The sequence below is a fragment of the uncultured Sphaerotilus sp. genome, from assembly GCF_963924895.1.
Lineage (GTDB): Bacteria > Pseudomonadota > Gammaproteobacteria > Burkholderiales > Burkholderiaceae_C > Sphaerotilus.
Genome location: NZ_CAWURG010000005.1, coordinates 69,697 through 93,915, shown reverse-complemented (window position 1 = coordinate 93,915; position 24,219 = coordinate 69,697). Strand labels below are relative to the sequence as shown.

Sequence of the window (24,219 nt, the reverse complement as noted above, 5' to 3'; positions counted from 1 at the left end):
GCGCCGTTATGGTCGAACAGACCTCTTCAACGTGCCAGCACGGACCTGCGCTGACGGGCGCCCCTTTTGGCGCGGAAACTGGCGGCGCACGAAGGCCCAGATCAGCGCGGAGGCGTCCGGCCCGGTCGGATCGCTGAAGGGCAGCGACTTGGCACCGCCACTCCAGGCGTGCCCCATGCCCGTCACCAGCGCCAGCGTCACCACCACCCGCCGCCCCACGCGGTAGTCGGTGATGCGCAACGCCCGCCGCTGGCCGCGCTGCACCGTGCGCTCCGCGGTCGCCCGTGCACCGAGCGCTGTTGCCCAGAGCGTCGCGGCATCCACGCCATTGTTCGACGACACGACAAAGTCCATCGTGCCGTGCAGCACCAGCAAGGGCGGCCAGTGCGCGGCGGCGGCACCCGGTTCGTCCGGAGTCCCCCCGCGTCCGAACATCGCGCGCATGGCCGACAGCGACGAGTCGGCCGATCCCGGCGGCACGCCCGAGTGCATCGCCACCGCGACGAACCGGTCTGGCGCGCGGGCGGCCAACAGCGCGGCCATGCTGGCGCCAGCGGACAGCCCCGCCACGGCCACCCGCGCCGCATCCAGCGGATGCAGGCGCAGTACCTGGTCCAGCGCCAGCAGCAGCGTGGCGGCTTCGGCGTCGGCCAGGTGGGAGCGGGTGCCGTACCAGTTCCAGCAGCCCTGGGGATTCGCCAGCCGGTCCTGCTCCGGGTAGAGCACGGCGAAGCCCTGTTTCGCCGCGAGGCGGTTCATGCGCGTCAGCGCGGCGAAGCCCTCGGCGTCCTGGCTGCAGCCGTGCAGCATCACCAGCAGCGGCACCGCCGCACCGGCACGCAGGCCCGGCGGCAGGTAGAACCGGTAGCGCCTCGCACCGGCGGGGCCGAACACCAGCCCTGACGACCAATCACCGGTCTTGGGTGGCGCATGGGCCTTGGTGTTCAGGCCGATCTGCTGGACCGCCTTGCGGACGCTCTGCTTCACGGCCTTCTTCACTGCGCGCTGCACCATCTTGCCAGCGGCGGTGGTCAATCGCTGGGTCGAGGCCAGCAACGGGGAGAGCTTGACGGGGCGGCGCGCCATCCTTCAGGCGCCCTGGGCGCGGATGGGTTCCAGTGTCACTTTGACACCGCCCTCCGTCACCTTGAGCGCGCCGGGACGCCAGCCTTGCCGGGCCGCCTGGTCGACCGCGGCACGGTCGACCGTGTGCACGACCGTGCCCTCCAGCAGCTCCTCCGCCAGCAACCCGCCCCAGCGGTTCACATTCGACGACAGCAGGCTCGGCAGGCCGTCGATCGACAAGTTCTCGCGGCGCACCCGGTCGAGCCGGACCGTCGCGTCGCCCGCGTCGAAGCGCAGTCCGCTGCTGAACATGAGATTGCCCTTGAACAGGCGCGACGTGATCAGGCGCTCCTGCACGCCGAGGTCGAAGCCCAGCATCAGCCGGTCCTCGGCCGGCAGCAGCTTCAGCCGGGGCGAGGCCAGCCGCACGTCGAAGACCTCCAGCACCCGCCGGTTGGCGGGAAATCGTTCGGACAGTGCCGCGAGAATCTGCCGTTCGCTCAGCGTGAATTCGCGCGGACCGCTGGTGGCACAGCCAGTCCAACTGGCAGACAGACCCAGCAGGGCCAGAGCCGCTCCGCCCCGCAGGCAAAGGCGGCGGTCGCTCCTGGCCAGCGTGCGAACAGGGAAAACGGTCGGTTCAACAGGCATGTACGCACTCCCAGGACAGATCGTCGAGCCCATTCTAGTCAGGCCAGCCTGCGCTGCGGCCGATCCTGATTGACCCGGATCATCGGGACGCACTATATTACTGACCAGTTAGTCACTTAACACCCACGCCCTTGACCCTCCTCCCCGAGCCCACCTCCACCCCCTCGCACCAGCGGCGCAAGGCGGAACGCCCGCAGGAACTGCTGGATGCCGCATTGAGCCTGTTCGTGGAAAAGGGCTTCGCCGCCACGCGGACCGACGAGGTCGCGGCCCGGGCCGGTGTGTCCAAGGGCACGCTCTACCTCTACTACGCCAGCAAGGAAGAGCTGCTCAAGGCCGTCATCGCGCAGCGCCTGTCGAGCCAGATCGCCGAAGGCGCGCGCCAGGTGGCGGAGCACCAGGGCAGTTGCGCCGAGCTGCTGCTGGAGGTGCTCTCCCGCTGGTGGGAGGGCGTGATCGACAGCGACGCCTCCGGCGTGTTCAAGCTCATCATCACCGAGGTGCGCAATTTCCCGGACATCGCCGAGTTCTACGTCCGCGAGGTGGTGGAGCCGGGCCAGAACCTGATCGGCGGCGTGGTGCAGCGCGGCATCGACCGCGGCGAGTTCCGCCCGGTCGACGTCGGCGGGGTGGTGCATTCGCTGGTGCTGCCCATGGTGATGCTGTGCATCCACAAACATTCCCTCGGCGCCTGTGGCGCCGTGGATCCGCTGGTGCAGGCGCCGCACCAGTTCATCCGCCAGCACATCGAGCTGCTGCTGGGCGGCCTGCGCGCCCCTGTGCCCCCCACATCGCCCACACCATGAACCGTTCCGTCAAGTTCGCACTCGTCGCGCTGGTCGTCGTCGCCACGGTACTGGGCATCCGGCTCGTGCAAGGTCGGCGATCCGAGTCGTCTGCCTCGCCACCCAGCGCGCCCCCGGCCGCCTCCGCCGCGGTGGCCGCACTGGACCTGCGCGACCGTGATCTGGTCACCGCCCAGGTGGCCGACCTGCTGCGCACGCAGGCCCTCTCCGGCAGCGTGCGGGCCGTCAGCACGGCCATCGTCAAGGCCAAGGTCGCGGGCGAGTTGCGCCACCTCGAACCCCGCGAAGGCGACAGCGTGCGCGCCGGTCAGGTCGTCGGCGACATCGACGCCACCGAGTTCGAACTGCGTGTGAAGCAGGCCGTGCAACAGGCCGAAGCCGCCCGCGCGCAGGTGGACATCGCCCGGCGCCAGCTCGACAACAACCGCGCGCTGGTCGAGCAGGGTTTCATCTCCGCGACGGCGCTCGACACCTCGGTCGCCAACCACGCCGCGGCGCAAGCCAGCCTGCAGGCTGCCCTCGCCGCGGCCGATCTGGCCCGCAAGGCGCAGGCCGACACCGTGCTCCGGTCGCCGATCAACGGCACGGTCTCGCAGCGGCTGGCGCAGCCGGGCGAGCGGGTTGCCATCGACGCCCGCGTGCTGGAGGTGGTCGACCTGAGCCGGCTGGAACTCGAAGCCGCCCTGCCCGCCGCCGACGCCGGCACGCTGCGCGCCGGCGCAACCGCCGAGCTGAGCGTCGAAGGACTGACCGACCCGGTCAGCGCCCAGGTGGTGCGCCTGAATCCGGCCACGCAGGCGGGCACCCGCGCCGTGCTGGTCTACCTGAGCCTGCAGCCGGCACCGGGCTTGCGCGTGGGCCTGTTCGCCCGCGGCACGGTGGCGCTGGAGCAGCGCCGCGCGCTGAGCCTGCCGCTGTCGGCGGTGCGGCTCGACGACGCCCTGCCCTACGTGGTCGTGCTCGACGGACAGGCGCTGCGCCGCCGCACGGTGAAGACCGGCGCACGCGGGCTGGTGGACCGGGTCGAATCGGTCGAGATCACCGACGGCCTGCGCGACGGCGACCGCATCCTGCGCGGCAGCCTCGGCACCGTGCGCGACGGCACGCCCGCCCGGCTGGTCGCCGCGGCGCGCTGAGCGGAGCCCCCCACCATGTGGTTCACACGCGTCTCTATCACCAACCCGGTGATGGCCACCATGGCCATGCTGGCGCTGGTCGTGCTCGGCCTGTTCTCGTTCCAGCGGCTCAAGGTCGACCAGTTCCCGAGCGTCGAATTCCCGACCGTCGTGGTCAGCATCGACTACCCCGGTGCCTCGGCCGAGATCGTCGAGACCGAGGTGACGCGCAAGGTCGAGGAAGCGGTCAATGCCATCGCCGGCGTCAACCAGATCAATTCGCGCAGCTACTCGGGCACCTCGGTCGTCATCGTCCAGTTCAACCTCGACCTCGACAGCCGCCGGGCCGCGGACGACGTGCGCGAGAAGCTGGCCGTGCTCAAGCCGCTGCTGCGCGAGGAGGTGAAAGAGCCCAAGGTGCAGCGCTTCGACCCGGCCAGCCGGCCGATCTGGACGCTGGCCGTGCGCGCGACCGATCCGTCCAAGGTCAACGCCGTGCAGCTCTCGACCTGGGCCGACCAGACGCTGCGCAAGCGGCTGGAGAACGCGCGCGGTGTCGGCTCGGTGGCGTTGGTCGGCGCGGTGCGGCGCGAGATCAACCTCTACCTCGATCCGCAGAAGCTCGAAGCGGCCGGCGTCAGCGCCGAGCAGGTGATGGCGGCGGTGAAGACCGAGAACCAGGACCTGCCCGCCGGCACGCTGCGTTCGGCCGACAGCGAGCGCGTGGTGCAGATCCGCGGCCGGGTGCAGCGACCGGAAGACTTTGCGCAGCTCGTCGTCGCCCGCCGCGGCGCGGTGCTGGTCCGGCTCGGCGAGGTCGCCCGCGTCGTCGATGGCCCGGAAGAGATCGACACGCTCGCCCTCTACAACGGCCAGCGCACCATCGCCCTCGAAGTCCAGAAGGCACAGGGCGAAAACACCATCGAGGTGGTGGACGGCCTGAACAAGGCGCTCGCAGCGGTGCAGGCCGGTGGCGAGGTTCCTCCGGGCGTCGAACTCAGCATCGTGCGCGACAGCTCGCGGCCGATCCGCGTCTCGGTCAACAACGTGCGCCAGACGCTGCTCGAAGGCGCCGCACTCACCATCCTGATCGTCTTCCTGTTCCTGAACTCCTGGCGCTCGACCGTCATCACGGGCCTGACGCTGCCCATCGCGCTGATCGGCACCTTCCTGTTCATGCAGCTCTTCGGCTTCTCGATCAACATGATCACGCTGATGGCGCTGAGCCTGTGCGTGGGCCTCTTGATCGACGACGCCATCGTCGTGCGCGAGAACATCGTGCGCCACGTGCAGATGGGCAAGTCGGCGCACGACGCCGCGCTGGACGGCACGTCAGAGATCGGGCTGGCGGTGCTGGCCACCACGCTGTCGATCGTCGCGGTCTTCCTGCCGATCGGCTTCATGGGCGGGATCATCGGCAAGTTCTTCCACGAGTTCGGCATCACGATCGTGGCCGCCGTGCTGATCTCGATGTTCGTGAGCTTCACGCTCGACCCGATGCTCAGCTCCCTCTGGCACGACCCGGCGATCCACAGCGAAGGCCAGCCCTTCCAGCCGCGCACGCTCTACGACCACACGCTCGGCCGCGTCACGCACGCCGTGGACCGTTTCTCGCACGGGCTGAGCGGGCTGTACCAGTCGGCGCTCGGCTGGTCGCTGCGCCACCCGCTGGCCACCCTCGGCCTCGCGCTGGCCACCTTCATCGCCAGCCTCGCGCTGGTGAAGTCCCTGGGCACCGAGTTCGTGCCGAAGGCGGACTACTCGGAAACCTTCGTCAGCTTCAACACGCCGGTCGGCTCCTCGCTGGAAGTGACCGAAGGCAAGGTGCGCGAGGTCGAGGCGATCATCCGCGAGCGGCCCGAGGTGCGCTACACGCTGGCGACGATCAACACCGGCCAGGCGCAGGGCAAGATCTACGCGCAGATCTACATCCGCCTCGTCGACCGCAAAGAGCGCACGCTCAACCAGGACCAGCTCACCGGCCCGCTGCGCGAACGGCTGTCGCACATCCCCGGCATCACGGTCACGCACGTCGGCCTGCTCGACGCGGTCGGGGGCAACAAGCCGCTGCAGCTGTCGATCCAGGGCAGCGATCTGGCCGAACTGCAGCGCCAGAGTGCGGCCATCGCCGACCAGCTGCGCGGCATCCCGGGTCTGGTCGATCTGGACACCAGCGCCAAGCCGAACCAGCCGACGGTGGCGATCGAGGTGCGACGCGACGTCGCGGCCGACCTGGGTCTGAGCGTGGGCAGTGTCACCAGCAGCCTGCGCGCGCTGGTGGCTGGCCAGACGATCGGCAACTGGCGCGCCAGCGACGACCTGAATGTCGACGTGAAGGTGCGGCTGGCCCCCGAAGCCCGCGATGCGGTCGGCGATCTGCAGCGCCTGACCTTGGTCGCCGGGAGCAACGCCGACGGCAGCCCGCGCCTCGTTCGGCTGGGCCAGGTCGCTGACGTGCGCGCCGACAGCACCGCCAACCAGATCAACCGCCGCGACCTGACCCGCGAGGTCGAGATCACCGCCAATGTCTACGGCCGCTCGCTCGGCGAGGTGTCGGCCGACGTGCGCCGGGTGCTCGAAGCGCAGACGCTGCCGCCCGGGATGCGCTGGCGCTTCGGCGGCTCGACCAAGGACATGGCCGAGAGCTTCGGCTACGCGGTCTCGGCGCTGGCGATGGGCGTGGTCTTCATCTACATGATCCTGGCCTCGCAGTTCCGCAGCTTCCTGCAGCCGATCGCGCTGATGAGTTCGCTGCCGATGACACTGGTGGGCGTGGTGCTGACACTGCTGGCCTTCGGCTCGACGATGAACCTGTTCTCGATCATTGGCGTGGTGATGCTGATGGGGCTGGTGACCAAGAACGCCATCCTGCTGCTGGACTTCGCCATCCGTGCCCGCGCCGGCGAGGTGACGGGGCAGCCGCTGGAGCGCTCCGAGGCCCTGCTGCTGGCGGCCAAGGTGCGGCTGCGGCCGATCCTGATGACCACGCTGGCGATGATCTTCGGCATGGTGCCGCTCGCGTTCGCGCTGTCGGAAGGCTCGGAGCAACGCGCGCCGATGGGCCAAGCCGTCATCGGCGGCGTGATCACCTCCTCGGTGCTGACGCTGGTGGTGGTGCCGGTGATTTATGGCTACATGGACGATCTGGCAGCGTGGCTGCGCCGCCGATTTGCGCCTCGGGCCGCAGATCGTCAGATCGACGACACAGCCAGCTCCTAAAATGGCAGGTTTCGTTGCGCATGATCCCGAGGAATTCAAGATGATGAATGTCGAACAGGCCCGTTTCAACATGATCGAGCAGCAGATCCGTCCCTGGGACGTGCTGGATCAGTCGGTGCTGTCCCTGCTGGCCATCGTCAAGCGCGAAGATTTCGTGCCGGCCGCCCACCGCAGCATCGCCTTCACGGATCTGGAGATCCCGCTGGCTGGCGGCCAGGTGATGCTGGCGCCGCGGCTGGAGGCCCGCCTGCTGCAGGAGCTGGAGTTGCACCGCCACGAGAAGGCGCTGGAGATCGGCACCGGCTCGGGCTTCATGGCCGCGCTGATGGCCCACAAGGCGCAGCAGGTCGTGACCTACGAAAAGCGCCCGGAACTCGTCGCGATGGCGCGCGAGAACCTGCGCCACGCCGCCGTGATGAACGTCGAGGTCCGCCAGGGTGACGGCGCGAACGGCGACGCCGGCCGTGGTCCGTGGGACGTGATCGTGCTGTCCGGCTCGGTACCCGAAGTGCCGAAGGCCCTGTTGCAGCAACTCAAGGTCGGTGGCCGGCTCGTGGCCGTCGTGGGCGACGAGCCGATGATGCGCGCCCTGCGCGTGCGCCGCGTCAGCGAGCGCGACTTCACCACCGAAGTGCTGTTCGACACCGTGGCCCCGCGCCTCGAAGGCTTCGCGCAGCCCTCGTCGTTCAAGTTCTGAACCAGGACACGCGGCCATGCAGCAACTCCGAGTCGATGCGGTCGCCGCTCTGCTTCGTACTTGTGCGGAACAAGGCCTGCGACCGGTCCTTCTGGACGTCCGGGAACCCTGGGAAGTGGCCACTGCACGGATAGTTCTGACGAACGCGGCATCGGTCACGATCCCGATGCAGCAAATTCCTGCAAGATTGGCCGAAATCGATCGAGATCAACCCATCCTTGCGCTCTGCCACCATGGCATGCGCAGTCAGCAGGTGGCCCTGTTTCTGGAAGCGCAAGGATACCCCACGGTGTATAACATCGCCGGGGGCATCGATGCCTGGTCCCGACAGGTGGATCCGAGTGTGCCCGTGTACTGAGTTCCCGTTCTAGTTCGAGGAAGCGACCATGTCCGTGTTGAAAAACCCCCTGTCGTTCGGCCTGCTGGCTGCGACCGTCCTGACAACCCTGTCCGCGCCGGTGGCCGCAGAGAACCTCAAGGAGGTCTACGAGGCGGCCAAGGCCTACGACGCGACCTACCTGGCTTCGCGCGCCGCGGCCGAGTCGAGCCGCTACAAGGCCGCCCAGGCCGATGCCCTGGTCCGCCCGAGCGTCAGCCTGCAGGCCGGGGTGGCGAACGCCGGCACCGACACGCCGCTGTTCGGCACCCGCTCGACCAACACCGCCTCGCTCGGCCTGGTGGCGACCCAGCCGCTGTTCAACCGGCCCAACGGCTTCACCATCGACAAGGCCCGCAAGGCGCTCGACATCGCCCAGGCGGACCTCGCCAACGCCGAGCAGGACCTGGCTGTCCGGGTCGCGCAGGCCTATTTCGACGTGCTGGCCGCGCAGGACACGCTCGCCACCGCCCGCGCCTCCAAGACCGCGATCAACGAGCAGCTGGCCTCGGCCAAGCGCAATTTCGAGGTCGGCACGGCCACCATCACCGACACCCGGGAAGCCCAGGCCCGCTTCGATCTGGCCACCGCCCAGGAAATCGCGGCAGACAACGATGTGCGCACCCGCCGTCTGGCGCTGGACCAGATCGTCGGCCGCGTCGGTCTGCAGCCCAACGGGCTGACGCTGCCGGTCGTGCTGCCGGTCCAGCCCGATCCGGTCGATGCCTGGGTGGGCCGCGCCGACGAGAGTCCCTCGGTGCGCAAGGCCCGTCTGGCCTACGACATCGCCAAACTCGAAACCCAGCGCACGGACGCCACCCGCCTGCCCACCGTCGACCTGCAGGGCCAGCTCGGCGGCGCGCAGAACAGCGGCTCCGGCGCCAGTTCGTCGGGCGGCACGGGCACGTCGATCAACCGTTCGGTGGGCGTGACGCTGAAGGTGCCGCTCTACACCGGCAACGCGATCGAGAACCAGGTCCGCGAAGCCGTGTCGCTCGAAGAGAAATCGCGCAACGAACTCGAAGCCGCCCGCCGTGCCGTGGCCCAGGCCACGCGGCAGGTCTACTACGGCGTCCAGTCCGGCTCGGCCCAGGTCCGGGCACTCGAAGCCGCCGAAGCCTCCAGCAAGCTCGCGCTGGACGCCACCAAGCTGGGCTACAAGGTCGGTGTGCGGGTGAATCTCGACGTGCTCAACGCGCAGACCCAGCTGTTCTCGACCCAGCGCGATCTGGCCAAGGCCCGCTACGACGTGCTCGTGAACAGCCTGAAGCTGCGCCAGGCGGCGGGTGTCCTGACCGCCAGCGACATCGACGGCGTCAACGCACTGCTGTTGGCGAAATGAGCTGCAGCATGGCCTCGGCCATGCGCACCGCCGCTCCCTGGTCCTGCCCGGCGTAGGTCTGCGCGGCCGCAGACGCCACCGCCCGGTCGGCCGGCGATGCGGCCATCGCACAGGCGGCGGTCACGGCCTCGTCCAGATCGGCACACCGGCGTGCCGCGCCTGCAGATTCAGCCCGCTCGGCCGCCTGGGTGAAGTTGAAGGTGTGCGCGCCCATGAACACCGGGCAGCCGCAGGCCGCCGCCTCGATCAGGTTCTGCCCCCCCAGCGGTGCGAAGCTCCCGCCGAGCAGCGCCACGTCGGCGCAGGCGTAGTACGCCGGCATCTCGCCCATCGAATCGCCCAGCCAGACCTGGGCTTCACGCGCCAGCGCACCCGGTCCACCGGCCCCCCAGCTGCTGCGCTGCACCAGCGTCAGGCCAGCCTCGGCCACCAGACGCGCCACCTCGTCGAAACGCTGCGGATGGCGCGGCACCAGCAGCAGCAGCGGGGCGCGCCGGGCATCGCCTTGCGCCGACCGGCGCGCCAGCATGGCCTGCCAGGCAGCCAGCAGCGGCGCGTCTTCGCCCTCCCGCCAGCTGGCCGCCAGCACCACAGGCCGGGAAAGACCCGCGCTCCAGCTTTCGCCGGCCGCGAGCAGTTCCGGGGACGGACGCTGGTCGAACTTGAGATTGCCCGCCACCTGCACACGGAGCACCCCCGCCAGCCGCAAACGCAGGGCGTCGGCCTCGGTCTGGGCCAGCGCCTGGGCGAGTGAAGCGGCGGCCGGGCGCAGCAGCGCATCGAAGCGCAGCGACTGGCGCAGGCTCTTCTCGGACAGGCGCGCATTCGCCAGCACCACCGGCACCGCGGCACGCTGCGCTTCGTGCAGCAGGCGGGGCCAGACCTCGGTTTCCATCAGGATGCCCAGCGCCGGCCGGTGGCGCCGCAGAAACCGGCGTGTCGCGCCCGGCGTGTCCAGCGGCAGCCAGCACTGGTGGTCCGCAGGGCCGAGCAGCGTGGCGCCGGCCGCACGCCCGGTGGCGGTTCCGTGGGTGAGCAGGAGGCGCAAACCCGGATGCACCTGACGCAGCGCCTGGATCAGTGGCTCGGCCGCGCGGGTTTCGCCGAGCGATACAGCGTGCAGCCAGACGGCGCCCGGCGGCGTGCTCGGCCCGAACCCCAGGCGCTCCGGTAGGGCATGGCCGTACAGCGGCTCCTGCCGGGCCCGCCACCACAGGCGCGCCAGCAGCACCGGCACCAGCAGCCGCATCAGTACCCCGTAGGCCAGCAACGCCAGCCGCTGACGCAGGTTCAAGGCGACACCCCACGGGTCGTCGCCACACGCTGCCAGGCGGTTTCGACCACCTCCAGCGCGGGAACGCGGTCCCCACCGACGCTGACCTGGTGGGCGTGGCCGTGTTCCGGCAGCGGACCGGTGCGCCAAGCAGTCGGAAAGTTGTAGAGCTGGACATGCGGCAGATCGAGGGCCACCGCCAGATGGGACAGGCCGCTGTCGACGCCGACGACACCCTGCGCACTCCCCATCCAGTCCACCAGCGCATCCAGCCCCATGCGCGGCCAGAGATCGCAGGACGCCGGGTCGATGCCAGCCGCGATGCGCCCGGCGCGCTGCGCCTCCTCGTCACTGGCCTGCGGCAGGGCGATGCGCCAACCACGCTGCACCAGCGAACGGCCGAAGGCAATCCAGTCCGCCTCGGGCCAGAGCTTGTCGTCGCGCGAGGTGCCGTGCACGAACACCAGCGTGCGGGCCTGTGGCGGCGGGGCCACGCGGGCGCACAGGCCAAACCGTGGCGGTCCACCCACGGCGTAACCCAGTGCCTCGGCGGCCATGTGGCGCGAGCGGTCGACGACGTGGATGTGCGGCTCCAGCGTGATCGCCCGGTCCGCCAGCCAGCGCGTGGGCGCCTCCCAGCCGGAGCCATCCGTGCGGTTGCCAAGTGCGTAGCGCAGACCGCCAGGGGTCTTCAGGGCCTGCCGCGCCACGAGCGCGGACTTGGTCAGGCCTTGCAGGTCCAGCACCGCGTCATAGCGGTGCTGCTGCAAACGGGCCCGGAAGGCCTGCTTCTCGCGTCGCACGTCGCCCGTCCACCAGCGCTTGCGCCAGCGCCGCTGCGCACAGTCGATCACCTCGCCGATGCCCTCGACCCGGCGCACCAGCGGCGCGAAGCCCGGCTCCACCACCCAGTCGATGCACACCTCCGGGAGTGCAGCCCGCAGGTCCGCCACCACCGGCATCGTGTGGATCACATCGCCCAAAGACGACAGCTTGACGATCAGGACGCGCTGCACGGTCAACAGGAGCCGTCTGCCCTCAATGCGCGGACGCCTGCACTTCGGCTTCCGGCATCACCTTGCGCAGCGCGGCCATGAAGTCGTGCTCGATGCGCGCCAGCGCCTCGGCGGTGTGCCCTTCGAAGCGCAGCACCAGCACCGGTGTGGTGTTGGAGGCGCGGATCAGGCCGAAGCCGTCCGGGTAGTCGCCACGCAGGCCGTCGATGGTGCCGATCTCGGCGCCGGGGAAATCGGCCTGGGCGATGAGCTGATCGACGATGGCGTGCTGGTTGCCGGCCGGCACCGCGACGTTCAGCTCGGGCGTGCTGAAGCTGCTCGGCAGGGCCTTGAGCACGGCGCTCGGGTCGGCGAAGCGCGACAGGATTTCCAGCAGACGGCCCGCGGTGTACATCGCGTCGTCGAAGCCGTACCAGCGCTCGCCGAAGAAGATGTGGCCGCTCATCTCGCCGGCCAGCGGGGCGCCGGTTTCGCGCAGCTTGGCCTTCATCAGCGAGTGGCCGGTCTTCCACATCATCGGCACGCCACCCGCGGCACGGATGCCCACCGGCAGGCGCTGCGAGCACTTCACGTCATAGATGATCAGGCCATCGGGGTTGCGCGTCAGGATGTCCTGCGCGAACAGCAGCATCTGGCGGTCCGGGAAGATGATCTCGCCGTCCTTGGTGACGAGGCCGAGGCGGTCGCCGTCGCCGTCGAAGGCCAGACCGAGTTCGAAATCGGTGGCGTGGACGACCTTGATCAGGTCGGACAGGTTCTCCAGCTTGGAGGGGTCCGGGTGGTGGTTCGGGAAGTCGCCGTCGACGCGGCTGTACAGCTCGACCACCTCGCAGCCCAGTGCCTTGAGGATGCCGGGCGAGGACGCACCGGGGATGCCGTTGCCGGAGTCGACGACGATCTTCATCGGGCGCGCGAGCTTGCAGTCGCCGGTGATGCGGGTGGTGTACTCGGGCAGGATGTCGTGCGTCGTGATGCCACCCGGAGCGTCCGCGGTCGTGTAGGTTTCGGACTCCATGCGGGCACGCAGGCCCTGGATCGTGTCGCCGTAGATGGCCACACCAGCCAGCACCATCTTGAAGCCGTTGTAGTCCTTGGGGTTGTGGCTGCCGGTCACCTGGATGCCGCTGCGGCAACCGATGTCGCCCCGCGTGGCCGCCACGTAATAGAGCATCGGCGTGGTCACCGCGCCCAGGTCGATCACGTCCAGGCCGGTTGAAGCCAGGCCGCGGATCAGGGCGGCGCTCAGGTCCGGGCCGGAGACACGGCCGTCGCGACCAACCGCCACGGCGCGCTCGCCCAGGGCCAGCGCTTCAGTACCGAATGCGCGGCCAAGATGTTCGGCAAAGTCGACGTCAAGCGCCTGGCCGACGATGCCGCGGATGTCATAGGCCTTGAAGGCAGAAGCGATCACTTGCATAAAGAGGAACCCTGGTTCGATAGAAAGAAACCCGCGCATTGTAGGCAGGTGCCCCACGGGCGCCACCACCGGACTGCTGGTTATTCAGAAACTGCAACCACCAATGCAAAATGCCCGCTCACTGAAAATGAACGGGCACTGAGAACTGGCATTTTGGCGGAGTGGACGGGACTCGAACCCGCGACCCCCGGCGTGACAGGCCGGTATTCTAACCAACTGAACTACCACTCCGCAGCGGTATGAAACTGGAAATCTGGCGACTCCTAGGGGATTCGAACCCCTGTAACGACCGTGAAAGGGTCGTGTCCTAGGCCTCTAGACGAAGGAGTCAACTTCGAAGGGTCTTGAAACATGGCGGAGTGGACGGGACTCGAACCCGCGACCCCCGGCGTGACAGGCCGGTATTCTAACCAACTGAACTACCACTCCGCAGTGGCAAAACCATCTGAAACTTGGCGACTCCTAGGGGATTCGAACCCCTGTAACGACCGTGAAAGGGTCGTGTCCTAGGCCTCTAGACGAAGGAGTCATTCTGGAAATTTGGTGGAGGTAAGCGGGATCGAACCGCTGACCTCTTGCATGCCATGCAAGCGCTCTCCCAGCTGAGCTATACCCCCAAATTGTGGCGGAGTGGACGGGACTCGAACCCGCGACCCCCGGCGTGACAGGCCGGTATTCTAACCAACTGAACTACCACTCCGCAGTGGCGACTCCTAGGGGATTCGAACCCCTGTAACGACCGTGAAAGGGTCGTGTCCTAGGCCTCTAGACGAAGGAGTCTTCAAACTTGTCCCATGAACCGCGAAGCGCTTTGATGGTGGAGGTAAGCGGGATCGAACCGCTGACCTCTTGCATGCCATGCAAGCGCTCTCCCAGCTGAGCTATACCCCCGACATTTGACTGTCTGCGGCGCTTCGTTGTTCAAGCGAGAACAAGATTATGGAATGAATTCAGACACCTTGCAAGCGTTTGAGTACAGTATTTTTATCGAACAGGGCCAGCACCGCATCCACCGGGGGCGTCTGGGTCCGCGCGCAGACGAGCACACGCAGCGGAATCGCCAGTTGCGGCATCTTCACCTTCAGCTCGCCGATGGTGTTCTTGATCGCCTGGTTGATCGACGGCGCATCCCAGCCCGGCAGTTCGGCCAGACGATCGCGCAGCGCGATCAGGGCCGGACGCGACACCTCGTTCAGGTGCTGCGCCAGATCCGCCTCGCTCGGCTGCACATCGACGAAGTAGACCGACAGCCAGTCGGCCAGCTCGACCGTCGTGCTGCAGCGGTCCTTGAACAGCGCGCACATCGCCGCCAGCCGCGCATCCGCCGGCACGCTCAGACCCCGGCTGGCGAACTGCGCCGAGACCAGCCCCGCCAGCACGGCGTTGTCGCAGATCTTCATGTGCTGAGCATTCACCCAGCGCAGCTTGGCCTCGTCGAACTGCGCGGCGCTGCGGCCGAGGTGGTCGAGGTTGAACCACTCGACCAGCTGCTCGCGGCTGAAGATCTCGTCATCGCCGTGGCTCCAGCCGAGACGCGCCAAGTAGTTCACCACGCCGTCGGCCAGATAGCCCTCGTCGCGGTACTGCGTCACCGGCTTGGCGCCATGGCGCTTGCTCATCTTCTCGCCCTGCTCGTTCAGCACGGTCGGCAGGTGGGCGTAGACCGGCGGCTCCACGCCCAGCGCACGGAACACATGGATCTGGCGCGGCGTGTTGTTGACGTGGTCATCGCCGCGGATCACGTGGGTGATCTGCATGTCGATGTCGTCCACCACGACGCAGAAGTTGTAGGTCGGCGTGCCGTCCGGGCGCGCGATGACCAGATCGTCCAGCTCGTCGTTGCTGATCTCGATGCGGCCCTTGACCTTGTCGTCCCACACCACCGAGCCGCCCTGCGGCGTCTTGAAACGCAGCACCGGCTGGACACCCTCGGGCACCGGCGGCAGCACCTTGCCCGGCTCCGGCCGCCAAGTGCCGTCGTAGCGCGGCTTGTCCTTGCTGGCCATCTGGCGTTCGCGCAGGGCGTCGAGTTCCGCCATGGACATGTAGCAGGGGTAGACCCAGCCCTGCTCCACCAGCTGCGCCAGCACCGCCTTGTAACGGTCCATGCGCTGCATCTGGTAGAACGGGCCTTCGTCGTGGTCCAGTCCCAGCCACGCCATGCCTTCGAGGATCACGTCGACCGCCGCCTGCGACGAGCGCTCGACGTCGGTGTCCTCGATGCGCAGCACCAGGACGCCGCCCGTGGCCCGCGCCCAGGCCCAGGGATAGAGCGCCGAGCGGATGTTGCCGAGGTGGATGAAGCCGGTCGGCGACGGCGCGAAACGGGTACGAACTTGGGTCATGGTCTTCAATGGCTCGGGAACTCGGGATCAGATCAGCGCGAGGCCGCGGGCGAGGTCGGTCTTCAGGTCTTCGACGTGCTCCAGCCCGACCGCCACGCGGATCATCCCTTGCGTGATGCCGGCGGCCAGACGCTGCGCTTCGGTGAGGCGGCCGTGCGAGGTGCTCGACGGGTGCGTGATGGTGGTCTTGGTGTCGCCGAGGTTGGACGTGATCGAGCAGATCCTCGTCGCGTCGATCACCGCGAAGGCATTGGCCCGCGCCGCCTCGGGTGTGTCGCCGCGCGCGACGAAGCTGACCACTGCGCCGCCATTGCCGCTCTGCTGCGCCATCGCCAGCGCGTGCTGCGGATGCGAGGGCAACCCGGGATAGAACACCCGCGCCACCTGCGGCTGCGCCTCCAGCCACTCGGCCAGCTTCAGCGCCCGCGCGCCCTGCGCTTCCATGCGGATCGACAGCGTCTCCAGCCCCTTCAGCACCACCCAGGCGTTGAACGGCGACAGGCACATCCCCGCCGAGCGCATCACCGACATGAACTTGCCGTCGATGATCGCCTCCGGCCCGCAGATGGCGCCCGCCACCACACGGCCCTGCCCGTCCAGGTACTTGGTGCCCGAATGGATGATCAGGTCCGCGCCCAGATCGGCAGGCCGCTGCAGCGCGGGCGAGCAGAAGCAGTTGTCCACCGCCAGCAGCGCGCCCGCGGCGTGCGCCACCTCGGCCAGCGCGCGGATGTCGCAGACCTCGGTCAGCGGGTTGCTCGGCGTCTCGGCGAAGAGCAGCTTCGTCTCGGGCCGCACGGCCGCGCGCCACTCGGCCACGTCGGTCTGCGACACGAAGGTGGTCAGCACGCCGAACTTCCCGAACTCGCCCTGCAGCAGCTTGATGGTCGAGCCGAACACGCTCTGCGAACAGATGACGTGGTCGCCCGCCTTCAGCAGGCCCATGAGCAGCAGCAGGATCGCCGACATGCCGCTCGACGTCGCGATGCAGGCCTCGGTGCCTTCGAGCGCCGCCAGACGGCGCTCCATCATCATCGTCGTCGGGTTGGTGAAGCGGCTGTAGACAAACGCTTCCTCTTCCTGGGCGAAACGGGCGGCGGCGGTGGCCGCGTCCGGATGCACGAAGCTGCTGGTCAGGAACAGCGCCTCGGAGTTTTCACCCCAGGGCGTTGTCGGCAGCCCTTCGCGCACGGCCAAGGTGTCCAGCCGCGCATCCAAGGGCAGGTCCACCCGCGGCAGGCGCTTCGGGTCGGTGTGGTCACGGCTGCGCATGGCAGGTCTCCAGAGGTCGGGGCGATACGGTCAGGTGGTCGGATTCGGCAGCGCCAGACGGCCGCGGTCGCCCGCTTCCTCGTCCTGCGGCTGCGAGGCGCGCTGGGTCTTCATCGCCTCGAAATCGGCCGGACTCACGTCGCCGGTGATGTAGTGGCCGTCGAAGCACGAGGCTTCCAGCCCGGCCAGCGACGGATTGAGCGACCTCACCGCGCGCTTCATCGCGTCCACGTCCTGGTAGATCAGCGCATCGCAGCCGATGTAGTCGCGGATCTCGTCCATCGTGCGGCCGTGGGCGATCAGCTCGGTCGAGGTCGGCATGTCGATGCCATAGACGTTCGGGTAGCGCACCGGCGGCGCGGCCGAGGCCATGTAGACCTTGTTCGCGCCGGCCTCGCGGGCCATCTGCACGATCTCGCGGCTGGTGGTGCCGCGCACGATCGAGTCATCGACCAGCAGCACGTTGCGGCCCTTGAACTCCATGCCGATGGCGTTGAGCTTCTGGCGCACGCTCTTCTTGCGCGTGGCCTGGCCCGGCATGATGAAGGTGCGGCCGACGTAGCGGTTCTTGACGAAGCCTTCGCGGTAGGGCTTGCCCAGGCGCTGCGCGAGCTGCATCGCCGAGGGGCGGCTCGACTCGGGGATCGGGATCACCACGTCGATGTCGGACGGCGGCATCGTGCTGATGACGCGCTGCGCCAGCGTCTCGCCCATGTTGAGGCGGGCGTGGTAGACCGAGATGCCGTCGATGACCGAGTCCGGGCGTGCGAGGTACACGAACTCGAACACGCACGGGTGCAGCGACGGTGACACCGCGCACTGCTGGCTGTGCAATACGCCGTCGAGCGTGATGAACAGGGCCTCGCCCGGCGCCACATCGCGCACGAGGTGGTAGCCATTGCCTTCGAGGGCCACGGACTCGCTGGCCACCATCCACTCGGTGTCCTTGCCAGCCGCCACGATCGAGCCCAGGCAGAGCGGGCGGATGCCGTTCGGATCGCGGAACGCGACCAGCCCGTAACCGGCGATCAGCGCCACGACCGCGTAGGAGCCCTTGACGCGGCGGTGCACCGCGCTGACCGCCTTGAACACCTCCACGTGCGTGAGCGGCATGTCGTGCGCGGCCGCCTGCAGCTCGTGGGCGAGGACGTTGATCAGCACCTCGGTGTCGCTCTCGGTGTTGAGGTGGCGCCGGTCGATGTCGATCAGCTCGGTCTTCAGCGCGTGGGCGTTGGTGATGTTGCCGTTGTGGACCAGCACCACGCCGAAGGGGGCGTTGACGTAGAAGGGCTGCGCCTCTTCCTCGCTGTAGGCATTGCCGGCGGTCGGGTAGCGGACCTGCCCGAGGCCGAGCGTGCCGGGCAGCGCGCGCATGTTGCGGGTGCGGAAGACGTCGCGCACCATGCCGCGGGCCTTGTGCATGAAGAACTTCGTGCCCACGGCCGTGACGATGCCGGCGGCATCCTGACCGCGGTGCTGCAGCAGCAGCAGCGCGTCATAGATCAACTGGTTCACTGGTGACTTGGAAATCACACCGACGATGCCACACATCGCTCACTCCATCTGTTCAAGACATTCCCAACGGACACCGGGCCGGACGGCACGGTCATCCTCGTTCGTACTCTTCGTGTAGGCGTTGCGGCTCAGCCCGGTGCCGAGACGGCGGGCTCCGGCGCACTGCCCGGCAGTGGCCGCCAGTCTCCGGGCAACCACGGCGCCAGCACCGCCTGCGCCGACGTCAGCCAGCGCACCCCGCTGGATTCCTGCCAGGACGACTGGCGCGCCATCGGCGTCAGCCCCAGCATCATCACGGCCACCAGCAGGATCAGCCCGCCCCGCAGCGTGCCGAACACCGCGCCGAGCAGCCGGTCGAGCGGCGCCAGCGGCGTTGCGTGGATCACCTGCTGCAGCAGCCAGGTGAGCACCCGCCAGGCCAGCAGCGTGGCCACGAAGGTGATCACCAGCCCGGACAGGCGGGCAACCTGCCCTCCCGGCTCGCCGATGTGCAGAGCTGCCGCCACATCCAGCGCCCACGCCTGGGACAGCAGCCACGCCACCACCCAGCCCGCCAGCGACATCACCTCGCTGACCAGCCCGCGCAACATCCCGGCCACCACCGACAGGGCCAGCACCGCCAGCATCGCCAGGTCGATCCATCCGAGGTCAGCGAGCATGGTTCACTTTCAGAGCGGCAGCACCGCTGCGTTCAGTCCGGCCGCCTTGAGCTTTGCCGCGGCCCGCATGGCTTCTTCCTTGGAACTGAACGGCCCCAGGCGAACCCGCGTGCGGGCCGAGCCGGCGGCGGTCTCGACGTGCTGCTCGTGCGAGTCCAGCCCCAGCTTGCCGATGCGGCGGCCCAGGTCGCGTGCGGACCCGGCATCGGCAAAGGAGCCGGCCTGGATGACGTAGCGGCGCGGCTTGTCGCTCTCGCTGTCCGACTTGCCTGCCTTGGCAGACTTCGCGTCCTTCGCGTCCTTCGCTTCCCGGGCGTCCTTGGCGGCTTTGGCGGCCTTCGCTTCTTTCGCGGCCTTGGCCTTGCGGCGTGCATCCGCCTCTTCGCGGGCGTCCTGCGCGTCCTGCGCATCCTTGGTGGCCTGCGCTTCCCGGGCCTTCTTCACGGCGCGGGCCTGGCGGGCCTTTTCCGCTTCGCGGGCCTGTTCCGCCTCACGCGCTTTCTCGGCTTCGCGGGCTTTTTCCGCTTTCAGCCGGTCCGCCTTGGCCTTCTCGCGGGCGACGCGCTCGGCGCGCGCAGCGGCTTCAGCCTTCGGGTCGGACTTGGGTTCCGTGATGATCGCTTCGTCGGCAGGGGGCTTCTTGCCCGTGCCTGGCAGCATGCCGACCGCGACAGCGGCGCCGGCCGTGGCCACCGCCACCGCCGGAACGGACACACCCGCAGACGAGGCCGCCTGGGCAAGCACCGGCCGTGAGGCCGCGACCGGGCCGGCAGACGCTGTGCCCTTGACCGACACGGTTGCCGCACCATCCGGCGCCGCCATGCGGACACTGAAAGTCTGCTCCGGCGGACGGGGCGGCTTGTCGAACAGTGTCGGCAGACCGACGACCGCGCCGCCCACCAGCACCGCCGCGCCGATCAGGCGCCGGCGCGCACGGGTGCGCAGGGCCTCGACGGTGACGGGATCCTGGGGAGGCTGCGTGCGCTTGCGGGTCTCGGGAACCGGCGGTTTCTTGCGCTGAAGGAAGGAGAACAAACCCATCTGTGTCAGCCATCAGGCCGTGTTGCTCGGGGTGGTGGAGCCAGGCGTGTCAGCCGACGTGTGCGGCGCCCAGGCGCGGCAGTCCGTGTTGCAAGACACCGCCGACGGTATGGAAGGATCCGAAGACAACGATTCTATCAGTGGGGTCAGCCCCCTTGATCGCCGCGGCCAGCGCCTGGTGCGGATCACTGCTGCAATGCAGCACTTCCACCGGCGGCAGCGGCGCCGAACCTGCAGGCCGGGCTGCGCGTGCCGCCTGAAGGACCGAACGCAGTGCTTCCGCCGTGGCCGCACGGGGCGTCGGCAGGTCGCACAGGTACCAGACATCGACCAGCGGCAGCAGCGGCCCGACCAGCCCGGGGAGGTCCTTGTCCGCCATCGCCCCCAGCACGGCGTGCGTGCGCGGAAAGTAGCCCATCTGGTCGAGGTTCTGCGCCAGCACGGCCGACGCATGCGGGTTGTGCGCGACATCGAGCACCAGCGTCGGCTGGCCCGGCACCACCTGGAAGCGCCCCGGCAGTTCCACCATCGCCAGGCCATTGCGCACGGCCTGTGCCGGCACCGACAGGCGCGGGCGCATGGCGTCCAGCGCGGCAAGCACACCCGAGGCGTTGATCAGCTGGTTTGCGCCACGCAGCGCCGGGTAGGCCATCGCGTTGTAGCGGCGCCCTCGCCCGCTCCAGCCCCACTGTTGGCGATCGCCGGAGTAGTTGAAATCGCGGCCGAACAGCAACAGGTCCGCGCCGAGCGCTTCGGCATGGTCGATCACGCTGCGCGGCGGCACCGGATCGGACACGATCACCGGACGACCCGCGCGCATGATGCCAGCCTTCTCGCGGCCGATGGCCTCGCGGTCCGGGCCGAGGTAGTCCATGTGGTCGAGGTCGATGCTGGTGATGATGGCGCAGTCGGCGTCGATGATGTTGACGGCGTCCAGGCGCCCGCCCAGACCGACTTCGAGGATCACCACGTCCAGCGACTGCGCAGCGATGCAGTGCAGGATGGCCAGCGTCGTGAACTCGAAATAGGTCAGCGACTCGCCCTGGCGCGCCGCCTCGACCGCGGCGAAATGCGGCAGCAGCACCTCGGCCTGGACCACGTCGCCATTGAGCCGCAGCCGCTCCTCGAAATGCACCAGATGCGGCGAGCCATAGACCGCCGTGCGGTAGCCGCCCTGCAGCAGGATGGCTTCGAGCATCGCGCAGGTCGAGCCCTTGCCGTTGGTGCCCGCCACCGTGTAGACCGGCACGTCGAACTGCAGGCCCAGCCGCTCGCGCACGCGCTGCACCCGGTCGAGGCCGAGTTCGATGGTCACCGGGTGCAGGCGCTCGCAGTGCGCGAGCCAGTCGGACAGGGTCTGGGGCATGAAGATCTCTTCGAAAAACCGAAGGGGCGTCTTGCGACGCCCCCGTGAGCATGGAGCGTGGAACGGCGGCTCAGGACACCGCGTCAGCGCTCTGGCGCTGCAGCATGGCCAGCAGGCGGGCGACGGTCTGGCGCAGCTCGCGGCGGTCCACGATCATGTCCAGCGCGCCCTTCTCGATCAGGAATTCCGAGCGCTGGAAGCCTTCTGGCAGCTTCTCGCGCACGGTGTTCTCGATCACGCGCGGGCCGGCGAAGCCGATCAGCGCCTTGGGTTCGGCGATCACCACGTCGCCCACGAAGGCGAAGCCGGCCGAGACGCCGCCCATGGTCGGGTCGGTCAGCACGCTGATGTAGGGCAGCTTGGCCTTGCCGAGGCGGGTCAGCGCGGCATTGGTCTTGGCCATCTGCATCAGCGACAGCAGGCCTTCCTGCATGCGCGCCCCACCCGTGGCGGTGAAGCAGACGAACGGCACCTTCTGCTCGATCGCCGTCTCGACGCCGCGCACGAAGCGCTCGCCGACCACCGAGCCCATCGAGCCACCCATGAAGTCGAACTCGAAGGCGGCGGCGACCAGCGGAATGCTCATCACCGAGCCGCCCATGCACACCAGCGCATCGGTCTCGCCGGTGGCCTCCATCGCCTCTTTCAGACGCTCGGGGTACTTCTTGCTGTCCTTGAACTTCAGCGCATCGACCGGCAGGACTTCCTGGCCGATCTCGTAGCGGCCTTCGTCGTCGAGGAATCCGTTCAGGCGGGCGCGGGCGTCGATGCGGTGGTGGTGGCCGCACTTGGGACAGACGTTGAGGTTGCCCTCCAGGTCGGTCTTGTAGAGCACCGTCTCGCAGGACGCGCACTTGACCCACAGGCCTTCCGGCACCGTGCGGCGTTCGCTGGGTTTGGTCTGCTGGATCTTGGGGGGCAGCAGCTTGTCGAGCCAACTCATGCGCGTTCTCCTGGGGTTGTTCCTTGGAGCGTGTCCAATGCCGCACGGATCTCGCGGAGGAAACCGGCAGCCACCGGTACCACCCGCTCGCGCGGTTCATGTTCAATCAGCTGGATGATACGGGAACCGATCACGACTGCGTCCGATACCCGGGCCACGGCGACGGCCGTTTCCGCGTCGCGAATGCCGAAGCCGACGCCCACCGGCACGCTCACCTGCGCCCGGATGCGCGGCACCATGCGCGCGACCGCGTCGGTGTCGAGGTGGCCAGCGCCGGTCACGCCCTTGAGCGAGACGTAGTAGACGTAGCCCGTGGCGATGCGGCCGACCTCGGCCATGCGCTGGTCGGTCGAGGTGGGCGCGAGCAGGAAGATCGCGTCCATGTCCGCGGCGCGCAGCCGTGCGGCGAAGGCTTCGCATTCCTGCGGCGGGTAGTCCACGACGAGCACGCCGTCGACCCCGGCCTTCTTCGCGTCATCGACGAAGCGGTCCGGGCCGTAGCACTCGACCGGGTTGGCATAGCCCATCAGCACGACCGGCGTGGTCGCATCCGTCTCGCGGAAGGCACGCACCATTTCCAGCACATGCGCCGTGCTGATGTGCTTGAGCAGCGCGCGCTCGCTGGCGCGCTGGATCACCGGGCCATCGGCCATCGGGTCCGAGAACGGCACACCCAGCTCGATCACGTCGGCGCCGGCCCCGACCATGCCGTGCATCAGATCAACGGTCACGTCGGCATAGGGATCGCCCGCCGTGACATACGGAATCAGCGCCTTGCGGCCCTGCGCGGCCAGGCGCGCGAAGGTGGTCTGGATGCGGCTCACAGCGCACCTCCCTTGACGCTCTGCCCGCGACACGACGGGCGGCAGTAGAAATCGGCACCCGACAGGTCGGCGACGGTGCCGATGTCCTTGTCGCCACGGCCGGACAGGTTCACCAGGATGTGCTGGTCCGGGCGCATCGTCTTGGCCAGCTTCATCGCATAGGCGACCGCGTGGCTCGACTCCAGCGCCGGGATGATGCCCTCGGTGCGGCAGAGGTAGTGGAAGGCCTCCAGCGCTTCCTTGTCGGTGATGCCGACGTACTCGGCGCGGCCGATGTCCTTCAGGTAGGCATGCTCCGGGCCGACGCCAGGGTAGTCCAGACCCGCCGACACGGAGTGCGTCTCGGTGATCTGGCCGTTGGCGTCCTGCAGGATGTAGGTGCGGTTGCCGTGCAGCACGCCGGGCTTGCCGAGTTGCAGCGAAGCCGAATGCTTGAGCGTGTCCAGGCCCTCGCCCGCTGCCTCGACGCCGATCAGGCGCGTGCCTTCATGCGGGATGTAGGGGTAGAAGATGCCCATCGCATTGCTGCCGCCGCCCACGCAGGCCACCACGGCGTCCGGCTGGCGGCCGGCGGGGCCACCCAGCTCGGCGATCAACTCCGGCATCTGCGTCAGGCATTCGGTGCCAATCACGCTCTGGAAATCGCGCACCATGGCCGGGTACGGGTGCGGACCCGCCACCGTGCCGATGATGTAGAAGGTGTTCTCGACGTTGGTGACCCAGTCGCGCATCGCCTCGTTGAGCGCGTCCTTCAGCGTCTTGCTGCCCGACTCGACCGGCACCACACGGGCGCCGAGCAGGTGCATCCGGTAGACGTTCGGGCTCTGGCGCTTGACGTCCTCGGAGCCCATGTAGACCACGCATTCCATGCCGTAGCGGGCACAGATCGTCGCGGTCGCCACACCATGCTGGCCAGCGCCGGTTTCGGCGATCACGCGCGGCTTGCCCATGCGCTTGGCGAGCAGCGCCTGGCCGATGGTGTTGTTGACCTTGTGCGCGCCGGTGTGGTTCAGGTCCTCGCGCTTGAGGTAGATCTGGGCGCCGCCCATCTCGCGGCTCATGCGGTCGGCGTGGTAGACCGGGCTGGGGCGGCCGACGAAGTGCTTCAGCTCGCGCCGGAACTCGGCGATGAACTCCGGGTCGTGGCGGTAGTGCTCGTAGGCCGCGCGCAATTCGTCGAGCGCGTGGCTGAGGGTTTCAGCGACAAAGCTGCCGCCGTAGACCCCGAAATGCCCGCGGGCATCGGGTTGGTCGTATGAAAACATGGTGACTCTCGG

20 protein-coding genes and 8 tRNA genes are annotated in these 24,219 nt (G+C 68.5%); 6 read left to right on the top strand and 22 right to left on the bottom strand.

Going from position 1 to position 24,219, the window contains the following annotated elements:
• Nucleotides 1–6: 6 nt before the first annotated feature.
• Complete coding sequence (locus AABN02_RS02365) at nucleotides 7–1,086, bottom strand: PHB depolymerase family esterase (RefSeq protein ID WP_338413312.1); 1,080 nt, start codon at nucleotides 1,084–1,086, stop codon at nucleotides 7–9.
• Nucleotides 1,087–1,089: 3 nt separating this feature from the next.
• Nucleotides 1,090–1,716: a hypothetical protein gene (locus AABN02_RS02360; RefSeq protein WP_338413311.1), complete on the bottom strand. Its 627-nt coding sequence runs from the start codon at nucleotides 1,714–1,716 to the stop codon at nucleotides 1,090–1,092.
• Between the two features lie 131 nt (nucleotides 1,717–1,847).
• Here AABN02_RS02360 and AABN02_RS02355 point away from each other — a divergent pair, with 131 nt between their 5' ends.
• The 6 genes from AABN02_RS02355 to AABN02_RS02330 are packed head-to-tail and all read left to right on the top strand — an operon-like array spanning nucleotide 1,848 to nucleotide 9,271.
• Nucleotides 1,848–2,522 carry a TetR/AcrR family transcriptional regulator gene (locus tag AABN02_RS02355; protein ID WP_338413310.1) on the top strand — a complete coding sequence of 225 codons (675 nt, stop codon included), beginning with the start codon at nucleotides 1,848–1,850 and terminating at the stop codon, nucleotides 2,520–2,522.
• The gene (locus AABN02_RS02350) at nucleotides 2,519–3,658 is read left to right on the top strand and encodes an efflux RND transporter periplasmic adaptor subunit (protein WP_338413309.1); all 1,140 of its coding nucleotides are present in this window, start codon (nucleotides 2,519–2,521) and stop codon (nucleotides 3,656–3,658) included. The genes AABN02_RS02355 and AABN02_RS02350 overlap by 4 nt, the downstream gene beginning before the upstream one ends.
• A gap of 15 nt (nucleotides 3,659–3,673) precedes the next feature.
• Nucleotides 3,674–6,856 (top strand): efflux RND transporter permease subunit, encoded by a 3,183-nt coding sequence (locus tag AABN02_RS02345; RefSeq protein ID WP_338413308.1) that lies wholly within the window; start codon nucleotides 3,674–3,676, stop codon nucleotides 6,854–6,856.
• 43 nt (nucleotides 6,857–6,899) lie between these two features.
• Nucleotides 6,900–7,553, top strand: a complete 654-nt coding sequence (locus AABN02_RS02340; RefSeq protein ID WP_338413307.1) for a protein-L-isoaspartate O-methyltransferase — start codon at nucleotides 6,900–6,902, stop codon at nucleotides 7,551–7,553.
• Nucleotides 7,554–7,569: 16 nt separating this feature from the next.
• The gene (locus AABN02_RS02335) at nucleotides 7,570–7,911 is read left to right on the top strand and encodes a rhodanese-like domain-containing protein (protein WP_338413306.1); all 342 of its coding nucleotides are present in this window, start codon (nucleotides 7,570–7,572) and stop codon (nucleotides 7,909–7,911) included.
• A gap of 28 nt (nucleotides 7,912–7,939) precedes the next feature.
• On the top strand, nucleotides 7,940–9,271 hold the full coding sequence (locus AABN02_RS02330; RefSeq protein WP_338413305.1) for a TolC family outer membrane protein: 1,332 nt from the start codon (nucleotides 7,940–7,942) through the stop codon (nucleotides 9,269–9,271).
• Here AABN02_RS02330 and AABN02_RS02325 read toward each other — a convergent pair.
• The 20 genes from AABN02_RS02325 to trpB all read right to left on the bottom strand — a co-directional run bounded on the left by AABN02_RS02325 (nucleotide 9,246) and on the right by trpB (nucleotide 24,207).
• The gene (locus AABN02_RS02325; RefSeq protein WP_338413304.1) at nucleotides 9,246–10,565 is read right to left on the bottom strand and encodes a 3-deoxy-D-manno-octulosonic acid transferase; all 1,320 of its coding nucleotides are present in this window, start codon (nucleotides 10,563–10,565) and stop codon (nucleotides 9,246–9,248) included. The two genes, AABN02_RS02330 and AABN02_RS02325, sit on opposite strands and share 26 nt — an antisense overlap.
• Nucleotides 10,562–11,560, bottom strand: coding sequence for a lipopolysaccharide heptosyltransferase I (gene waaC / locus AABN02_RS02320; RefSeq protein ID WP_338413303.1), 999 nt, complete (start codon nucleotides 11,558–11,560; stop codon nucleotides 10,562–10,564). Before waaC ends, AABN02_RS02325 begins: the two co-directional genes overlap by 4 nt.
• 22 nt (nucleotides 11,561–11,582) lie before the next feature.
• Entirely contained in the window at nucleotides 11,583–12,977 is a 1,395-nt protein-coding gene (locus AABN02_RS02315; protein WP_338413302.1) for a phosphomannomutase/phosphoglucomutase, read from the bottom strand.
• A gap of 154 nt (nucleotides 12,978–13,131) precedes the next feature.
• Nucleotides 13,132–13,208: transfer RNA gene (locus AABN02_RS02310), tRNA-Asp, on the bottom strand.
• Nucleotides 13,209–13,231: 23 nt separating this feature from the next.
• Nucleotides 13,232–13,307: transfer RNA gene (locus AABN02_RS02305), tRNA-Glu, on the bottom strand.
• 22 nt (nucleotides 13,308–13,329) lie between these two features.
• Nucleotides 13,330–13,406, bottom strand: a tRNA-Asp gene (locus tag AABN02_RS02300).
• A gap of 24 nt (nucleotides 13,407–13,430) precedes the next feature.
• Nucleotides 13,431–13,506 (bottom strand) — tRNA-Glu (locus AABN02_RS02295).
• A 12-nt stretch (nucleotides 13,507–13,518) separates the two neighbouring features.
• Nucleotides 13,519–13,594, bottom strand: a tRNA-Ala gene (locus AABN02_RS02290).
• A 6-nt stretch (nucleotides 13,595–13,600) separates the two neighbouring features.
• Nucleotides 13,601–13,677: transfer RNA gene (locus AABN02_RS02285), tRNA-Asp, on the bottom strand.
• A 4-nt stretch (nucleotides 13,678–13,681) separates the two neighbouring features.
• Nucleotides 13,682–13,757, bottom strand: a tRNA-Glu gene (locus AABN02_RS02280).
• Nucleotides 13,758–13,792: 35 nt separating this feature from the next.
• Nucleotides 13,793–13,868 (bottom strand) — tRNA-Ala (locus tag AABN02_RS02275).
• A 59-nt stretch (nucleotides 13,869–13,927) separates the two neighbouring features.
• Complete coding sequence (gene gltX / locus AABN02_RS02270; RefSeq protein WP_338413301.1) at nucleotides 13,928–15,322, bottom strand: glutamate--tRNA ligase; 1,395 nt, start codon at nucleotides 15,320–15,322, stop codon at nucleotides 13,928–13,930.
• A gap of 27 nt (nucleotides 15,323–15,349) precedes the next feature.
• Nucleotides 15,350–16,594: an O-succinylhomoserine sulfhydrylase gene (locus tag AABN02_RS02265; RefSeq protein ID WP_338413300.1), complete on the bottom strand. Its 1,245-nt coding sequence runs from the start codon at nucleotides 16,592–16,594 to the stop codon at nucleotides 15,350–15,352.
• 30 nt (nucleotides 16,595–16,624) lie between these two features.
• The gene (gene purF / locus AABN02_RS02260) at nucleotides 16,625–18,145 is read right to left on the bottom strand and encodes an amidophosphoribosyltransferase (RefSeq protein ID WP_338413299.1); all 1,521 of its coding nucleotides are present in this window, start codon (nucleotides 18,143–18,145) and stop codon (nucleotides 16,625–16,627) included.
• Nucleotides 18,146–18,237: 92 nt separating this feature from the next.
• Nucleotides 18,238–18,768, bottom strand: coding sequence for a CvpA family protein (locus tag AABN02_RS02255; protein WP_338413298.1), 531 nt, complete (start codon nucleotides 18,766–18,768; stop codon nucleotides 18,238–18,240).
• A 9-nt stretch (nucleotides 18,769–18,777) separates the two neighbouring features.
• On the bottom strand, nucleotides 18,778–19,803 hold the full coding sequence (locus tag AABN02_RS02250) for an SPOR domain-containing protein (protein WP_338413297.1): 1,026 nt from the start codon (nucleotides 19,801–19,803) through the stop codon (nucleotides 18,778–18,780).
• A 55-nt stretch (nucleotides 19,804–19,858) separates the two neighbouring features.
• Entirely contained in the window at nucleotides 19,859–21,175 is a 1,317-nt protein-coding gene (gene folC / locus AABN02_RS02245; protein ID WP_338413296.1) for a bifunctional tetrahydrofolate synthase/dihydrofolate synthase, read from the bottom strand.
• Nucleotides 21,176–21,245: 70 nt separating this feature from the next.
• On the bottom strand, nucleotides 21,246–22,118 hold the full coding sequence (gene accD / locus AABN02_RS02240) for an acetyl-CoA carboxylase, carboxyltransferase subunit beta (protein ID WP_338413295.1): 873 nt from the start codon (nucleotides 22,116–22,118) through the stop codon (nucleotides 21,246–21,248).
• Nucleotides 22,115–22,942, bottom strand: coding sequence for a tryptophan synthase subunit alpha (gene trpA, locus AABN02_RS02235; protein ID WP_338413294.1), 828 nt, complete (start codon nucleotides 22,940–22,942; stop codon nucleotides 22,115–22,117). The genes accD and trpA overlap by 4 nt, the downstream gene beginning before the upstream one ends.
• The gene (gene trpB, locus AABN02_RS02230; RefSeq protein ID WP_338413293.1) at nucleotides 22,939–24,207 is read right to left on the bottom strand and encodes a tryptophan synthase subunit beta; all 1,269 of its coding nucleotides are present in this window, start codon (nucleotides 24,205–24,207) and stop codon (nucleotides 22,939–22,941) included. Before trpB ends, trpA begins: the two co-directional genes overlap by 4 nt.
• Nucleotides 24,208–24,219 lie beyond the last annotated feature (12 nt).

What these genes read in the sequence shown, in the direction of transcription:
- AABN02_RS02365 (WP_338413312.1), bottom strand. Translation starts at nt 1,086, where the DNA reads ATGGCGCGCCGCCCCGTCAAGCTCTCCCCGTTGCTGGCCTCGACCCAG.
- AABN02_RS02360 (WP_338413311.1), bottom strand. Translation starts at nt 1,716, where the DNA reads ATGCCTGTTGAACCGACCGTTTTCCCTGTTCGCACGCTGGCCAGGAGC.
- AABN02_RS02350 (WP_338413309.1), top strand. Translation starts at nt 2,519, where the DNA reads ATGAACCGTTCCGTCAAGTTCGCACTCGTCGCGCTGGTCGTCGTCGCC.
- AABN02_RS02345 (WP_338413308.1), top strand. Translation starts at nt 3,674, where the DNA reads ATGTGGTTCACACGCGTCTCTATCACCAACCCGGTGATGGCCACCATG.
- AABN02_RS02340 (WP_338413307.1), top strand. Translation starts at nt 6,900, where the DNA reads ATGAATGTCGAACAGGCCCGTTTCAACATGATCGAGCAGCAGATCCGT.
- AABN02_RS02335 (WP_338413306.1), top strand. Translation starts at nt 7,570, where the DNA reads ATGCAGCAACTCCGAGTCGATGCGGTCGCCGCTCTGCTTCGTACTTGT.
- AABN02_RS02330 (WP_338413305.1), top strand. Translation starts at nt 7,940, where the DNA reads ATGTCCGTGTTGAAAAACCCCCTGTCGTTCGGCCTGCTGGCTGCGACC.
- AABN02_RS02315 (WP_338413302.1), bottom strand. Translation starts at nt 12,977, where the DNA reads ATGCAAGTGATCGCTTCTGCCTTCAAGGCCTATGACATCCGCGGCATC.
- gltX (WP_338413301.1), bottom strand. Translation starts at nt 15,322, where the DNA reads ATGACCCAAGTTCGTACCCGTTTCGCGCCGTCGCCGACCGGCTTCATC.
- AABN02_RS02265 (WP_338413300.1), bottom strand. Translation starts at nt 16,594, where the DNA reads ATGCGCAGCCGTGACCACACCGACCCGAAGCGCCTGCCGCGGGTGGAC.
- purF (WP_338413299.1), bottom strand. Translation starts at nt 18,145, where the DNA reads ATGTGTGGCATCGTCGGTGTGATTTCCAAGTCACCAGTGAACCAGTTG.
- AABN02_RS02255 (WP_338413298.1), bottom strand. Translation starts at nt 18,768, where the DNA reads ATGCTCGCTGACCTCGGATGGATCGACCTGGCGATGCTGGCGGTGCTG.
- folC (WP_338413296.1), bottom strand. Translation starts at nt 21,175, where the DNA reads ATGCCCCAGACCCTGTCCGACTGGCTCGCGCACTGCGAGCGCCTGCAC.
- accD (WP_338413295.1), bottom strand. Translation starts at nt 22,118, where the DNA reads ATGAGTTGGCTCGACAAGCTGCTGCCCCCCAAGATCCAGCAGACCAAA.
- trpB (WP_338413293.1), bottom strand. Translation starts at nt 24,207, where the DNA reads ATGTTTTCATACGACCAACCCGATGCCCGCGGGCATTTCGGGGTCTAC.